This is a genomic window from Prevotella sp. RM4 (genome assembly GCF_000701965.1).
Classification (GTDB): domain Bacteria; phylum Bacteroidota; class Bacteroidia; order Bacteroidales; family Bacteroidaceae; genus Prevotella; species Prevotella ruminicola.
The window spans coordinates 1-15,071 of record NZ_JNKG01000016.1; the positions used below are offsets into that span (position 1 = coordinate 1).

The following is a 15,071-nucleotide window of genomic DNA, read 5'->3' on the forward strand; positions in this document are numbered from 1 at the left end:
GATGAGGACTCCATTGAGGGTCGTCATAGACGATGACGTTGATAGGGTGCAGGTGTAAAGACGGTGACGTCAAAGCCGAGCACTACTAATTGCCCGAAATCTTTCGCTTCATGCTGATATTATCAGATGTAGTTGTTTCCAAGACCAATCTTGAACTACGTTTCTTGTGTCGACAATGTCAATAACCTATATTAGGTGGTTATTGCAGTGGGGTCCCACCTCTTCCCATTCCGAACAGAGAAGTTAAGCCCACCTGCGCCGATGGTACTGCAATGCAATGCGGGAGAGTAGGAAGCCGCCGTCTTTTTAAAACGCGAAAGCCCTGAGTTAGCAATAACCCAGGGCTTTTTCATTTTCTAGACTTTCAATTCTTACATTTTTGCATTTTTACATTTTTACATTGCTCAGGCTGCAACGCAGCTTGTGGCTCCCAGCGCCGTCACAATCGCCGTTGCGATTGATGCAATCATCTGCACGATAAACTTTAATGTCTCTTTCTTACTCATAATCTCTTAATGTTTAATGTTTAATCTTTCGCTCGACATCCCGTAGGGTGGCGCTTGCTACCGAAGGGACGCAAGAATGTTTCATGTTTAATGTTTCATGTTTTAGGCACGGATTTACACGGCTCTCTTTTAGAGAAACACTGCTGTTCTTTTTCATTGATAACATCCGTGTCCTTTTTTTAAAAAAGGCCGTGTAATCCGTGCCTAAAAACTAGTCGCCGATTGGTTCGTTGTGGCTTCCACCGTTTCCACCGGTATTACCACCGCCACCGGTATTTCCGCCATTCGATGGCTGATCGGGATCCTCAACCGTACCAGGATCGGTACTGGTTACACGCTTCACCTCCTTACCATCGCGGTCGTAGCAGGTAATCTGGATAGCTGTACCAGCCAGCTCCTCCTTCAGATCTACGGCAGGGGTGAAGATAATACGTCGACTGGTTACCAGTCCAGCTTTCACTTCATCAACCTTGGCCACACTCTTGGCGCGGATGCCGAATCGCATGGTTCCCAAACCTGGCAGCGCAACCGAGTGACCCTCAGTGGCCCACGCCTTAATCACCTCGCCAGCTGCATCCCAGCATGCCTGCATAATTCCCTTGCTAACTCCGCTGCGCAGAGCAGCCTCCTTAATCACCTTCTCCTGACTGAGCGAGGTGTACAACTCAGGCATCATGATGTAACGATAAGTTCCCTCATACTTGCCAATCTTCTGCAACTTTTCCTGTGCTTTAACTTTAAGTGCCATAATTTTTAATGTTTAGTTTGTGTTGTAAATAAAATTTTAATGTTTAATGTTTAATGTCTCATGTCTCCACTCTGATGTTGATTTTGCGGCCACACGTAGAAAATTTCCTTAGTGCACGTGGGAGATATTTTTTTCGCGTGAGCGAGCATCATCGCTATCTTTGTTTTGACGATGCAAAGATACGAAATTTTCAAGCGTTTTACAAATTATTCTTCAAAAAAGACACAAAAAAAAGCACGCTCGAAAAAAAAGTGCAATTTGGTACAGATGGCAGATGGCAGTTTTTATTTTGAGCATGCACCTTACTAGCGTTTTTTGAAATTTAATAATAATATAATATATATATTATATTATTATTAAAATCTTATATATTATAAATTTTACTATTGCTGGTCTGCTAGCGACAAGGGGGCAAAAATAAAACTGCCATCTGCCATCTGTACCACTTTACAGAAAAATAGTAGGTGCTTGATATAATAAAATGCCTATCAGATGCGTTATACTTTTTGGGGTGTGTCTATATAGACACACCAAATATTCTAACTGATAACCAATAATTATAAAAAATGAAACAGAAACAAGAAATTGCGCCCTTGTTGCAACACACACTTGACGTAGGGCGTTGTTGTGCTACTGCAAAGTCGTGGGGCAGCAGTGATCTCTTTGGGAAAGTATTCCAATTTTACAGTTTAACCTGTGTGGCCGCTAAGACGATGGACGAGGTTGAACATGAGATGCATGGTACCATGCTAAATCTTTATCCGATGGATTATAGTTTGCTATCGGTTGAGGTAAAAGGTATGCTTTCTATGTGGGATCAACTAATGAGCATTTCGCCTATTCTGAAACATCGTGATTATCTGAAGTATCCGCCTGTTGAGTTGGATGATATTCAATCTGTGCGAGATAAGTACAAGGGGGTAGAACAGCTGGTTGATGGAGGCATGATAAGCGGGCTGTTTATCGATTTATGTGATTATGTGTACAAGATGTACGACATTATCCGCCTTGGCCTGAACACTATTTTTGAAAAGTTGTGTAATTTGGCTCGTGATGTTAAGATGCTTGAGGAAAACAGTGAGCTACGTGTTAAGCGCTGGCTGTGTATGGAGCGTACATACAAAGAGGTAAGCTGGGAGAACGACAGAGAGAAGTTCTTGCGAGCGATTAATCACTACGTTGCAATGCACGGAAACACAAAGCAGACGTTAGAAAACTTTTTGCATTATGTTGATGTTATAGCTGTGAACCGCCAACCTAAATTGCTTGGATTGCTTAATGAGCACTATCTAAATGGTGATAACTACGTGATGTTTGTTTTTGCAAATCGTGATCAGTTTACTAACGATGACATTATACGTCACATGGGCTTTCGTAACTGTCGTAAACTGCTGTTGCAGCAGATAGAACGCTTTGATTTGCAGCAGCCTGTGCCTGGCGCTTATGGCGATTTGTTTACGTGCCGTGCGGCTCAGGAACTTACCGAGCTGCTTGTGCCAACAATAGCTACTTATGTGGATTTTAAGCATGGCTACCAGTATGCGGCTTGGGCGATGGCCATGATGGATATGAAACTGATTCATGCCGATAAGCGTAACAGCGTTCAGATTATGCATTTTGTAAATAAGCATTTTGGCGAGCAGATTGATTCGGCAACCACGCTTTCCCGATGGACGGGCAAACTATTTGGCGCACGTTTTGGTACGCTTGATATATGCAATTTGGAAAAATCTGGATATACTATCGAAGAATTCAATAAAATGCAAGATTTCTATTGGCATTCGCTCAGCATTATAAATAAGGTGCTGGGGCGTAATCTCCAGACCGAAAACTTTGCTGCCTATCTCTATGATGAACATAGCAGCGTACCCGATTTAAAGAACTATATAGATAACGGAAATGAGCAGTTTCTTGATCGCCTTGAAACCTTGAAGCAGGCTTTGAATGGCATGCAACCGTAACATATAGCAAAACGCCCCCTTTTGCAGCCTTGATAGCAAAAATGGTTATTGGCGGCTGCAAAAAGGGGCGTTTGCTAAAGCTTTGTTAACTTTGAACTGATTCCTACAATTGTTTTTGCAGTTGTTGAGTGATTGTGTAGTTTGTTGGCTGCAGGAAACAAACCTCCTTTTTATTATGAATTAATTTTGCAATCGCATTCAAAAAGCAAAATTAATTTTTTAAGCGTATGAAGTATAAAGTAATTATTAATGAGTTAAAGGAAACAGCCGATCCAAACGTGTTGGCATTCCTAAAAGATGTAGAGAACAAGAAACGGTTGAGTTGCAAAGATCGTCAGTACTACCTGACTCGTTTGCACGAACCAGGTGTTGACGAAATTATTGTGAATGATCACATCCCGGCGATTATCCGTGTGGCTTATTCGTACAGCCAGAAAACCAAGAAACTTACCTTTCTTGATTTGGTAGGCGAGGGTGTAGTGGGTGTTTACAAGTTTATCGAAAGGTATAAACATCGTAAAGGTGCCAACGACCGCCTGCTCCGTCGGTATGTCATCCAAGCCATTCAGCGTGTTATCTGTAAACAGGAGTGCCCGTTGGCCTTCTGTAGTTTCGACGAGGAAGATCCACAGCTTTATAAAGATGCTGCATCCGACTGGGCATTAGCTTCACGACAGAATCTGAAGGTGAAGGATGTAACGGCTAACGAGCGAAATGCCTACGGTGTAAGGGTGAAAAGATGCTGTGCCAGTTGCATGTTTAAGGATATGACGAGGGCTACAGCCACGCGCTACTGTACGAAAAAAGAGCATAAGGTGAATCCTCGCGATGTGTGCGACTTGTGGAAGATGGACGAACTGTTTGCGAATTTAATTCCCGGTGCTAAAACCGATAATAATAACTATTAATTTTATTTACATTATGAAGACAATTATTTTGAGAGTGAAAAAGTGCGGAGTAATGACTACCGTGCAGAGTGACAAAGCAGAGAACGGCGTGCTTAACAAGCGCACGTTGGTGCTTCAGGAGCTTGGTGGTAAGTACGAGAATAGCTATGTGGTAACCACACTTGGTAACCTGGCTACTATCGAGTTTGCCGAGGGCGAACTGGTGATAGCTAATCTGCGATTCCAGACACGCGAGTATAACGGACAGGCGTTTATGGATGTAATTGCAAACGAAATTTGCAAGATTAAAGATTAAACATGAAACATTAAACATTAAGATTAATGAAAGACAGAGTAAACAGAACAATTTCGATTAACGGTATGCTGGTAATCAGCAAAACCGAGAGTGGTCAGGAGTACGTACAGTTTTTGCCAAACAATCCTGTGGTAGGGCAGGTTGAGCCTTTCTCGGGTTTGGCGCGCGCCCAGCTGTTAAGTAACGGTATATTTGATAGTATGCGAAAAAAGACGCGACATCGAGGTAAACCTGTATTCAAGGGTATGTGGTCGAGCCTTTCGTTTGCAGCCGACGGCTATGATTATATCATCTTCAAGGTGCCTAACAGTATGCGCTATATGCTGCATAAGATATTGCAAAGAGACGTGAATAAAATCATCTCTTACCTGAAAAAGGAAGGATGGAGTAAGTGATTTATCATGTTACTTATAACGCGAAGAGGCAGAAAATTGCCTCTCGCGTTAATAGCCGAGAGGAGTTCCTTGCCATCCGCAATAGTGCCGAAAACCTTGAAAACCTCGCAAAGGCGCGTGCAGGCGACGAAAAAGCCAAGGCAAAATTGGCGCAGTTTGCCTACAATTTAGGTCATGCAGAGGGCCCGTTGGCGGGCTGCAAGAGCATCGGTAGCTACTTTTTCCATGATATCGACTGCTACAATCAGGACGAATCACAGAAAATGGCTCAGCAAATACTCGCAAAAAAGGATGCGATAGGGCTAAAGATGCTGGAGATGAGTGCCAGTGGCGGCTACCATCTGGTTTGCAGTCGTCAGTTAGGTACCACCATCCTCGAAAATCAGGTGCGTATAGCCAGTATTCTGCAGTTGGAGATGGATACCAATACCCATGATTTGCAACGAGTGTCGTTCAGTTCGAGTGGTTCGCCTGGCGATCTTATCTATATGGATGATGAATTGTTTGCCGAACCTATGAGTGCCCAGGAATGCGAGGCCGAATACACTCAACTAAAAGAACGTGAGCGTCAAGGGCTCGAAGATGTTCCTCTATCAGCTAAGAAGGCTCGCAAGCATTACAAACCTTGGCTGGAGGTTTTAGCAACGGACAACAGGACTAACAGGTCTGATTCTGCTGCTGAACTACCCGATAAAGAAGAAATCCTAAAGTCCTGTGGTCCGTTGCAAAATAAACCCATCGACGACCGCATTAGGTTTATTGCCGATGGCGTGATGAAGGAGAAAGGACTCGAACATTCCGATTTCCTGGATGCAGGTGGCCGACACACTACGGTAAAGGTGTTTTTGAGTGGTGCCACACAGCTGCTTACTAAGGCAGAAACCAACGGAGTACTGGCTGTGCTGATGCCCGAACATTGGAACGACGATAACATTCAGCAACTGGTAACTGATTTCTACGCTAAGTACACCAATCCTAACCAGAAACTGCTGAAGTTCCAGGAGCAGCTGTTTGCGCAGAGTTTACGACTGCGCCACATGGAATGCCCCCAGCCAACACAAGATGTAGATCCCGATGCACCCAGTTCCGAACTCTCTCGGATATTTGCCAGCAGTCAGCCTCCACAGCTGCCCTCGGTGCTGCCCAAACTGGTAAAGGCAGTAACCTGCAACACGCCGCAAAAGTACAAAGCCACGGTGGCACAGGCCATGTTCCCACCTCTGATGTCATATCCTCGAAAGCTAAGCTTTGTGTATATCGATAATCAGGTTCGTGAACTTCGCGCCAACTGTCTGATAGTAGCCGGTACGGGTTCGGGTAAAGACTCGAGTACCAAGCAGCCGCTCGCTCATATCATTGCCGATATGAAGCAACGTGATGAGGAGAATCGCCGTCGTCTGAAGGAGTTTAACGACGAGTATAACTCGAAGGCCGCCAACAAGCAGAAACCGCAACGTCCCGACGATCTGATTATTCAAACCATCAAGAGCGATATTACCAAAGCAGCCTTGGTGCAGCGTATGGACGAGGCGCAAGGTGCACCGCTCTATGTGCGAATAAACGAGTTGGAGCAGTGGGATAAGATTGAGGGCGCTACTGGTCGCGGCAACCAGTTTACCACCCTGAAGCTGTGCGACGATGAAGGTAACGATTATGGAACCGATCGCGCTGGTACTCAGAGTGTAACAGTGTCGGGTAGTTTGCATCTTAACTGGAATGCCAATACCACCATCGCCAAGGCCATCAAGTATTTCCGCTATGTGCTTACCGATGGTCCTATCTCTCGCCTTTGCCTGGGTACTATCCCTGAGGATGAGATTGGAGCCGAAATAGAGGTGTTTGGCACTTACGACGAGAATTACGACTCAACCCTGAAGCCTTTTATCGAGAACCTAAAAAAGAGTACGGGTGTTATCGATTGCAAGGAGGCCAAACGGTTGGCTCATAAGCTCAAGGACGATTGTGCCGATTTTGCCCGTCTGTCGCAGGATCGTGTTTTCGACAACCTCTCGCACCGTGCCCTGGTGATTGCCTTTCGTAAGGCTTGTCTGCTCTATGCCGCTAATGGTATGAAGTGGGAAAGGAGCATCGAGTCGTTCTGTCGCTGGAGTCTGTTCTATGACCTCTACATTAAGATGGCCATCTTTGGCGACCTGATACGCCATGCCGATGATGATATGCCAACATCAAAGCGCGGCCCTCGTAGTTTGCTTGATTTGTTGCCCAGTACGTTTACCATCGATGATGCCAAGCAGGTTCGAATAAAACTTGGTATGGACACCGAAAAAACAGGCAATATGGTCAGCACCTGGAAAAAGCGTCATTATGTGGTACAGATGGCAGATGGCAGTTTTAAAAAAGCGTCAAGTACATTAAAAGATTAAAGATTAAACATTAGTTATGACTACAACACCTAGAGGAATACGTAATTGTAATCCATTGAATATCCGTCGCAGTGCGGCAAAATGGAAGGGGCTTTGTGCCCAGCAGAACGATGCTTCGTTCTGTCAGTTCGAGAGCATGGAGTGGGGGTGGCGAGCTGCCTTCTGGTTGCTTACCCGCGTGTATTACCACACCTACCGATTGTTTACCATCCGTAAAATCATCACCAAGTGGGCGCCGCCTATCGAGAACCACACCGCAGCCTATATCCAGAGAGTGTCGCAACTCTCTGGTATCGGCCCCGACGAGCCCATCGGCATCCCCTGCGATCGCCCCGCCCGTTGGATAAGCGTGGCCCGCGCCATGGCCATCCAGGAAAACGGCACCGTCCAGATAGATGATTTCGCCATGCTAAAAGGCTTTGACCTTTGCCGCCAAGACGCCAAGTAGACTAAAAATTTGAGAGGGCTGAGCTTTATGCTCTGCCCTCTTTCGGCTATTTTGCTTTTAAGGTGATGAGCCAAGGATTTGGCTTGTCGGTGGAACCGAAAAGGGTGGCTTTGTCACCGATGGCGCTGAAACGGCGCAGCTGCAAGTAGTCAGGATGGCCGTCGGCATCGGTGTCGTTGAAGGTGATAAGCGTGCACCAGCCAAGCTTGAGGTAGCCAGCGTTGGCATAGGTGAACGGAAGTTGTTGGCGCTGTGCGCCTTGAACGCTGTCACCTTGTACGGTGATGCTGTCGCCAGGGGCGAGAAGGTACATGCCTGAGTCGGACGAGTTGCCTCGTTCTTCGAGGGTGTGATTGTGTCCAAACAGTAGGACGATGTCGTGTTTTTGGGCGGCACGGCTAAGGGTATTGAACCAGCGTAGCCCGCCGGGGTTGTCATTACGAGAAGCGTGAATAGGCACGTGTGACATCACGATGATTGGGTCGTGACCGCTTAGGGTGTCAGCCCATGCCGCGAAGCGGGCGGAGGCCGATTCGGCTGAAATGCCGTAAGGGTCGGCTATGTCGATACCATTGTAGGCGCGCAAGCCGCCAGATGGTTGCTGTGGCATTGGCATGGTACTATCATTATTAGCAGATGGAGGATTGTTGTCTGGAATGTTATCACCTTGCTCATCGTAAAGAGCTACTGCAGCTCGTGTCAACGAGTCGGTGGCATAAGCCATTTGAGCGTAGCTGATACCATAGATATAATAGCCATCGCATCGATGGGGACCACTAAAGAAGGCTGAATAGTCATCGGTGCAGTTCCGGTCATGTGAGCCGTAAGTAAAGAATATCTCTGTCTTGTTAGGATCGAGTGATGAGAAAATCTCTGATCGGAGGTCGGCAAGTGTGAAGGCTGGTTGTCCTGTATCTCCTGCATCAGGACCACTGCCTACGTAGTCGCCTCCGAGCAGCACAACACTTGGAGTAACAATACCATTGCGGTTGGCAACCTTTTGAATAGCTGCTGCCAGATTGTTGCCATTGCCCGCCTCATGACGGTCGGACGCGACAAATAGCGAGGTAGTTTTACCTTCCCAAACAGGTGGATTGTCTTCCGTAGCACAAGCAGTTATCATCACGATACTGCAGATTGCCGTAATAGCAAGTAGTAAATCTTTCTTCATCTTTAGATTGTTTTATGGTGCAAAGATACAAAAAATATTGGATGAACCTCACGGTTTGGCCAATATTTCGTAATTTGAGAACTTATTTGAGGAAATCCTCGCGCATTGGGGTGAATGTGTCAATGAGTAGGCCGGCTTCTAGGCAGACGCAGCCATGTGGCAGATTGGGAGCCACATAATAACCATCGCCTGCTTGGAGGACTTTCTTTTCGTCGCCGATAGTGACCTCGAAACATCCACTGGCCACGTATGTACTTTGGGTATGTGGATGTTGATGGATGGGGCCGACGGCTCCCTGCTCGCATTTCACTTTCACCATCATCAGGTTGTCGTCATATGCCATTATCTGACGGACAACACCATCACCGGCATCTTCCCATTGGATGTCGGAGGCAATCTGGTAAGTTTCGCTTTTCTTCTTATCGTTTTCGGGCATTTCTACTGACACCCTTGCATATTCTTGATTCATATATTATTCCGTTTTATTACCATTTTATTCTATAGGTTTTATAAAGATAATCTTGTACCTGTTCAATCATCATTTGTCCTGATCTTCGATATTGTTTGAACTGGTTTGAAGATATTTTTAATAAATCTTCAAGTGTTAAGATTTCATTATTATCACATATTGTATAAAATTTAGAAGTTAAGCTCTGTGTGGATAACTGAATTTCAGTAATACGAATATCCTTATATTGCCTGCAATCCAATTCTCCTTCATTTAATTCTGGGTTATTGATAATATCCTTAATGTCTTTGATTAAATCATTAGCCTCAATGATTAAATCATTGAGCCGAGCTATCTTATTTGATAATTCTACTTTATCCATTTTGTTTCCTGTCATTATTATCGGTGACAAAGGTACAAAAAATATTGGGAATAGCCTCACGGCTGTCCCAATATTTTTCTAAAACGTCCCGCAGCCTATATCCAGAGAGTGTCGCAGCTCTCTGGTATCGGCCCCGACGAGCCCATCGGCATCCCCTGCGATCGCCCTGCCCGTTGGATAAGCGTGGCCCGCGCCATGGCCATCCAGGAAAACGGAAGCCCAGATAGATGATTTCGCCATGCTAAAAGGCTTCGACCTCGCCCGCCAGGACGCCAAGTGATAAAATTATAATTCTATGGTGTGGACCATGAACAGCAGGGCGTTCTGGAGAACTACAGGGCGGTTATGGGCGAAGAATACGGTTCCCTCTTTGGTGGCCTTTACGTCGCAGAGTATCTGACCGTTGTAGGGATGGATAATGTGCGCCAGCGACTGACCGGGATGCACACGACTTCCGACATCTACCAGACGAATCAGAATGCCCGCATGGTTTGCCTTGATATGCTGTAGGGTCGACTCATCGACGAGCACCGACTCGTAGGCCGATCCCGCCGATTCGGTAGTGAGTATGCCCGTGCGACTCATCATGCGCAGGATGGCATCAACGTTCTCGTCGCCGGCAGTCTGGTCAACCAGGTTGGTCTTGCCTGCATAAACAGAAAAAGCCTTGGTGTTCCAGAGTTGCCAGTTATAATTGAGCAGCGTGGTGTCGAAAGGGCGTGGCGGGTAGACCGTCACGTAGCGCATACCGAACAGCCGGGCTGTAGCCACATCCTCATACCCCGTCTTTAGCATTCGTACGTGGGGGATAAAGTCGCCTGGCACGTAGTAGCTGGCCAGCTGGATGCCATACTCAAAGCCATTCAGGGCCTCGAACACGGCAGCAGCAATACGCTGGGTGGTTTCGCCATTGCCATAACCCGGGAACATGCGGTTAATATCGGTATTGTCCATCGCCCAGAAACGACGGCTCACGTTCATCGAGAAGGGGTTGCACGAGGGAATCACCAGTATGCTCTTGCCTTTGGCAATGCCCCCATGGCGCTCAATGAATCCCAGACGGTTCACTATCTGGGCACAGATATATTGTTGTTGTACCTCGTCGCCTCGCATGGCTCCCACGATGGCCAGTGTTTTGGCTCCCTCGCCGAAACGGTAGCCGCGGATGCGGAAACTGTCGCGACAGGGCGACGTCATCTCAAAAATTGTCTCTTCTCTCATGATTTTATTGAACATTATTAAAGATTCGGGCCATCAGCGATCCTTCATAAACAATCGGATAGGCTCGGATGGTGAAAAGATAGCCGTCGACGGGTGAGGTGACTGTGCTGAGCACCCGTCCACGAAGCGGGTCTACAATATGTCCGATGGTCTGGCCCTTGGTAACAGTAATGCCGCATTTAAGTTCGGTAAGGAATACGCCCGATGTTTCGGCATTCAGGAATGTCACGCGGTCGCCCTTACATACGATGGGCTGCTGTATGTCGGCTGGCACTTCGCCCCGCCACATACCCATGTGCCTCATCAGATGTAATATGCCCCCAACCAGACGTCGGCACATCTTGTGATTGATGCGCTGCCCTACGCCCATTTCCACAACCAGGCATGGCGTGCCTGTGCTGTTGAGCGAGTGGGCGAGGGTGGCCTCGAGTACGGTAGCAGCGTCGTGCACCCATACAAAGTCGGTGCCTAGGTGCTCGGCAAATGGTACCAGCCACTCGGCATCCTGCACGTTAACCCGCACCTGCGGTGTCTCGCGCAGATAGAGATTGCTGGAGTGGATATCAATCACCATGTCGGCCCCCTTGATATCTTCGATGATGGCATGGGCAGTCTGCTCGGCCATGGTTCCCTGAGGGTCGCCGGGAAAGATACGGTTCATGTCGAGGTCGAAGTTGGGAATGCCGCGCTGTATGGTGTCGATGCCCAGTGGGTTGAGCGCAGGATAGATCTCGAGTGTGCCCGTGAGCTGTTCGGAATGCTCGCCCATGATACGTGCCAGTTCGTAGCACACCATCTGGCCCTCCAGTTCATCGCCGTGTGTGCCTGTGACCACGCAGAAGCGCAGCCCCTCCCTGCCGTGATGAATCACATTCTTGCGGATGCGGAACTGCTCATCTACGGGCAGTTCGGTAGATACAATAGTCTTTATCATAATTCTTGTAATGTTACGCTTATTTGTGTTTGCTGTATGGCCTGTCCGCGAAACATGCCACGACTCACGGGGCAGTCGGTAGAATCTCGTCCGTGGGCTATCTTCACATAGCCTTGCTGCAGTAGTTGGCGGTCGTGTGTAGGGTCGTAGCCCTGCCAGCTATAGCCGTCGAAAACCTCTACCCAGGCATGGGTCTGTCCGGTGCCTTCCAGAAATCCGTTTACGTAGCGGGCGGGCAATCCGTTGGCCCGGCAGAAGGCAATCATCAGGTGGGCATAGTCCTGGCACACACCGCATCTACGGCCGAACACTTCAGTGGCGGGCGTTTCAACCGTAGTGGTCTCAGGCTCATAGGCCATCATCTCATATACCCTGTGGCATAGTTGCCGCGCCTTCTCAGCCGTAGTTGCACCGTCGTCGGTCAGTGCAGCCTTGCGCATCGCCTCGTTCAGCTGTGTGAGCTGCGAGGGCTGACTATACAGGAACATGTTCTCGCCACGCTGTTTCTGAAAATAGGTGTCGGTAGCCACAATGCCCGTGCTCACATAGGCAAACACCGTATGCGGCTCGCTGGCACCACCAAACAGGATGCGGTTGCCGAAAGCGTCGGTGCCGGCATTCGTCCAGTAGCCGGGCGAAACAATCACATGCTCCTGCTCGATAGTCTGAAAGGCGTTGGCTGCGGGCTGGCACCTTAGCATAACGGCATGTGCCGTTACTGGTTCGCTGAACTCCACGATGGTTTGATAGTTGTATAAATACCTTTTCATACCCTCACCAACTGATTCACAAACGCCAGCAGTTTGTTCTTGTAATCTAAGTCGTTCAGATTAAATTTCTCTCGGATAATCAAGCTGTCCAGCTGGCTCTCCATGTAATCGTCGAGCAGATCGGGTAGCTGTCGCGAATAGTGTTTCACCGAGTCGTAGGCCTGTGCAATGCGCTCGTAGCTGTATTCAAAACGTAGCAGCATGTCCAGGTTCTCTATGTTGCGTCCTATCATCATAATGTACTGGGCCTTGTGGTTCTGCAGCCGCTGTTCGGCAGCTCCCCAGAATGCCAGCGACCAGTCGATAACGGGTTGTAGCGTCATCACATTCGTTTCCTGCTTTTTGCTGCATTCCTTTAACAGCGCTACGCTCATTTCCGGATAGCTCAGTGTTTCCGACGTGATCTCCTCGCGCAACAGGATGGCATTGTCCATAGCCTTGTTTTGCGCCGACATCACCGAACTTGGATTCCCTTCGTCGTACATCATCCCAAGCGTGAACTCGTCATTGGTCTGATAAACACCAAACGGGTCGAGTTTCTGCCAGAAGGGCTGGTAGTCCTCCATCTCTCCGTCGATCATCTTATCATAACACTTGCGCATGATGTGGAGTGTGATATAAACGCGCTCCTCGTAGCGCCCCAGCCAGAACAGACTGTTGGCTTTGTTGGCCGATATAACCGTGTTTTTAACCATATTATCTCTCTTTTTTTTGTTATTCTTCCATTACCCAGGTATCCTTGAATCCGCCTCCCTGCGATGAGTTAACCACGAACGAGTCGGGATTACGTGAGAAGCGGGTAAGGCCGCTGTGCCACACCTTGGTTTCTTTTCCGCTTATCACGAATGCTCTCAGGTCGGCCTTGCGTTCAACCAGCCCGCCTGTCGTTTTCGCGGCATCGCTGTCGTCCAATATCTCCAGATCCTTGAAGTCTATCACTTCCTGAGCAATCCAGCGTCGTGGCTCTCTGATGATGAGGCTTTTCAGCTCTTTCAGTTTCTCTTTTGAAAGATCCCTGCCGAATACCACACCGTAGCCGCCCGCCTCGCTCACATCCTTGATAACCAGGTGTTGTAAGTTTTCCAGCACATACTTGTAATCCTTCTCGAAATAGGGCAGATAGGTTGGTGCGTTCTGCAGTATGGGCTCCTCGTTCAGATAGTATTCCACCATCTTCGGCACAAAATAGTAGATGCCCTTGTCGTCGGCCACCCCGTTTCCGATGGCGTTCACCAGTGCTACGTTGCCGGCCTTGTAAGCCTGCATCACATTAGGGATGCCCAGTAGCGACGATGCCTCGAACACCAGCGGATCCATGTATTCATCGCTTACGCGGCGGTAGATGCAGCCCACGCGGGTGCGTTCCTTATATATACCCGAGTAATACACGTTGTTATCCTCTACAAACAGGTCGCCGGGGTAGGCCAGTGTTGCGCCCGTTTTCTCGGCCAGATACGAGTGCTCAAAATAGGCCGAATTATAACGCCCTGGGGTTAGTATCACCGATATTCCCCGTCCGTCGTTCATCTCGTCCATCATTTCGCGCAACAGGTCGGCATATCCCCGGTTCTCGGCAATGGTATGCGAGGCAAAGGTAGATGGTGCAACCCGACGCGTTATCTGTCGTGCTATCATCGGATAGCTGGCTCCGCTCGGTATGCGCAGGTTGTCCTCCAGCACATACCACTGGCCGTCCTTGCCCTCCACCAGGTCGATACCTGCTATGTGGGCATATACACCACCCGTAGGACTGATTCGCTCGCACTCTGGCATATAGCCTTTCGACGAATATACGAATTCCTCGGGTACTATGCCGTCCTTGATGATTCTCTTTTCATGATATACATCCCACAGAAACTTGTTAAGTGCCTGCACTCTCTGCTTCAACCCCTGTTCCAGATAGGTCCAATCATCCTTTTCGATGATACGGGGAACGGGGTCGAATGGGAAGAGTTGCTCATTGAACACACCATTTTTGTAAACACCAAAGCGTACTCCATAGCGCTCCATCCATTTGTTAACCGAATCTCGGCTGCTTGTCAGTTCTGTTACCCTTACATTCATACCTTTTTACCTTTATATATAGTAATCCAATGGCAAAGGTACGAAGAAAAGTGGATATAAATGCAGTTTTAATAACGATTTGAAAGTAGAAACGTGTATTCGCTTACAGATTGTAAGATTATAATTATGATTAATGTCACTCTGCTTACGATTTTATAGAAAAGCGTGTCAAAAAGTTACGAATTGTTACATAAAAAATATCGAGAGGGATGAGCTTTGCGGCTCAACCCTCTCTTTGTTTTCGTTGGTATAGTGTTAGTAGTAGTAAAGTTGTAGTTCCCAATTATTGGTAAAATCATCTTTTTCACCGCAAATATACGTAATAGTTGGTAATATTCGTCGATTAATGCTTAATTATTAACATCTTTTTACCATTTTGCACCCTATTATTTTGTTGGGTGCCAAAAAATGTTGTATCTTTGCACCCATCTAATTA

At 47.6% G+C, this 15,071-nt stretch carries 17 protein-coding genes and 2 rRNA genes; 9 read left to right on the forward strand and 10 right to left on the reverse strand.

The window, feature by feature from the left end:
* Positions 1-110, forward strand: a 23S ribosomal RNA gene (locus T499_RS0112755); the annotation flags it as partial.
* A gap of 81 nt (positions 111-191) precedes the next feature.
* Positions 192-304, forward strand: a 5S ribosomal RNA gene (rrf, locus tag T499_RS0112760).
* A 100-nt stretch (positions 305-404) separates the two neighbouring features.
* Here the strand turns inward: rrf and T499_RS14735 are convergent.
* Positions 405-506 carry a smalltalk protein gene (locus tag T499_RS14735; RefSeq protein ID WP_157054614.1) on the reverse strand — a complete coding sequence of 34 codons (102 nt, stop codon included), beginning with the start codon at positions 504-506 and terminating at the stop codon, positions 405-407.
* A gap of 211 nt (positions 507-717) precedes the next feature.
* The gene (locus tag T499_RS0112765) at positions 718-1,254 is read right to left on the reverse strand and encodes an HU family DNA-binding protein (protein WP_033151299.1); all 537 of its coding nucleotides are present in this window, start codon (positions 1,252-1,254) and stop codon (positions 718-720) included.
* Positions 1,255-1,820: 566 nt separating this feature from the next.
* On the opposite strand from T499_RS0112765, the gene T499_RS0112775 reads away from it, so the two are divergent.
* The 6 genes from T499_RS0112775 to T499_RS0112800 all read left to right on the forward strand — a co-directional run bounded on the left by T499_RS0112775 (position 1,821) and on the right by T499_RS0112800 (position 7,645).
* Positions 1,821-3,215, forward strand: coding sequence for a hypothetical protein (locus tag T499_RS0112775; RefSeq protein WP_157054615.1), 1,395 nt, complete (start codon positions 1,821-1,823; stop codon positions 3,213-3,215).
* A 227-nt stretch (positions 3,216-3,442) separates the two neighbouring features.
* A complete protein-coding gene (locus T499_RS0112780) occupies positions 3,443-4,123 on the forward strand; it encodes a sigma factor (protein WP_013063993.1) in 681 nt (226 codons plus the stop codon).
* 13 nt (positions 4,124-4,136) lie between these two features.
* On the forward strand, positions 4,137-4,418 hold the full coding sequence (locus tag T499_RS0112785) for a DUF3127 domain-containing protein (protein ID WP_033151302.1): 282 nt from the start codon (positions 4,137-4,139) through the stop codon (positions 4,416-4,418).
* 26 nt (positions 4,419-4,444) lie between these two features.
* Positions 4,445-4,813, forward strand: a complete 369-nt coding sequence (locus T499_RS0112790) for a 2OG-Fe(II) oxygenase family protein (RefSeq protein ID WP_013064851.1) — start codon at positions 4,445-4,447, stop codon at positions 4,811-4,813.
* Entirely contained in the window at positions 4,810-7,197 is a 2,388-nt protein-coding gene (locus T499_RS14345; RefSeq protein ID WP_052173742.1) for a hypothetical protein, read from the forward strand. Before T499_RS0112790 ends, T499_RS14345 begins: the two co-directional genes overlap by 4 nt.
* A 16-nt stretch (positions 7,198-7,213) precedes the next feature.
* Positions 7,214-7,645, forward strand: a complete 432-nt coding sequence (locus T499_RS0112800) for a hypothetical protein (protein ID WP_033151304.1) — start codon at positions 7,214-7,216, stop codon at positions 7,643-7,645.
* Between the two features lie 46 nt (positions 7,646-7,691).
* Here T499_RS0112800 and T499_RS0112805 read toward each other — a convergent pair whose 3' ends face one another.
* The 3 genes from T499_RS0112805 to T499_RS0112815 all read right to left on the reverse strand — a co-directional run bounded on the left by T499_RS0112805 (position 7,692) and on the right by T499_RS0112815 (position 9,646).
* Positions 7,692-8,816, reverse strand: a complete 1,125-nt coding sequence (locus T499_RS0112805; RefSeq protein WP_033151305.1) for a metallophosphoesterase — start codon at positions 8,814-8,816, stop codon at positions 7,692-7,694.
* A gap of 82 nt (positions 8,817-8,898) precedes the next feature.
* Positions 8,899-9,252: a cupin domain-containing protein gene (locus tag T499_RS0112810; protein ID WP_033151306.1), complete on the reverse strand. Its 354-nt coding sequence runs from the start codon at positions 9,250-9,252 to the stop codon at positions 8,899-8,901.
* Between the two features lie 49 nt (positions 9,253-9,301).
* Positions 9,302-9,646 (reverse strand): hypothetical protein, encoded by a 345-nt coding sequence (locus T499_RS0112815; protein ID WP_157054616.1) that lies wholly within the window; start codon positions 9,644-9,646, stop codon positions 9,302-9,304.
* Between the two features lie 108 nt (positions 9,647-9,754).
* Here T499_RS0112815 and T499_RS15060 point away from each other — a divergent pair, with 108 nt between their 5' ends.
* Positions 9,755-9,877 (forward strand): hypothetical protein, encoded by a 123-nt coding sequence (locus tag T499_RS15060; RefSeq protein WP_255327372.1) that lies wholly within the window; start codon positions 9,755-9,757, stop codon positions 9,875-9,877.
* Between the two features lie 54 nt (positions 9,878-9,931).
* Here T499_RS15060 and T499_RS0112820 read toward each other — a convergent pair whose 3' ends face one another.
* The 5 genes from T499_RS0112820 to T499_RS0112840 are packed head-to-tail and all read right to left on the reverse strand — an operon-like array spanning position 9,932 to position 14,635.
* Positions 9,932-10,867: a M14 family metallopeptidase gene (locus T499_RS0112820; protein ID WP_033151355.1), complete on the reverse strand. Its 936-nt coding sequence runs from the start codon at positions 10,865-10,867 to the stop codon at positions 9,932-9,934.
* Between the two features lie 4 nt (positions 10,868-10,871).
* Positions 10,872-11,801 (reverse strand): M14 family metallopeptidase, encoded by a 930-nt coding sequence (locus tag T499_RS0112825; RefSeq protein WP_033151308.1) that lies wholly within the window; start codon positions 11,799-11,801, stop codon positions 10,872-10,874.
* Entirely contained in the window at positions 11,798-12,571 is a 774-nt protein-coding gene (locus T499_RS0112830; protein ID WP_052173746.1) for a transglutaminase family protein, read from the reverse strand. The genes T499_RS0112825 and T499_RS0112830 overlap by 4 nt, the downstream gene beginning before the upstream one ends.
* Positions 12,568-13,266, reverse strand: a complete 699-nt coding sequence (locus T499_RS0112835) for an alpha-E domain-containing protein (protein ID WP_033151309.1) — start codon at positions 13,264-13,266, stop codon at positions 12,568-12,570. The genes T499_RS0112830 and T499_RS0112835 overlap by 4 nt, the downstream gene beginning before the upstream one ends.
* A 19-nt stretch (positions 13,267-13,285) precedes the next feature.
* Entirely contained in the window at positions 13,286-14,635 is a 1,350-nt protein-coding gene (locus tag T499_RS0112840) for a circularly permuted type 2 ATP-grasp protein (RefSeq protein ID WP_033151310.1), read from the reverse strand.
* Between the last annotated feature and the right edge of the window lie 436 nt (positions 14,636-15,071).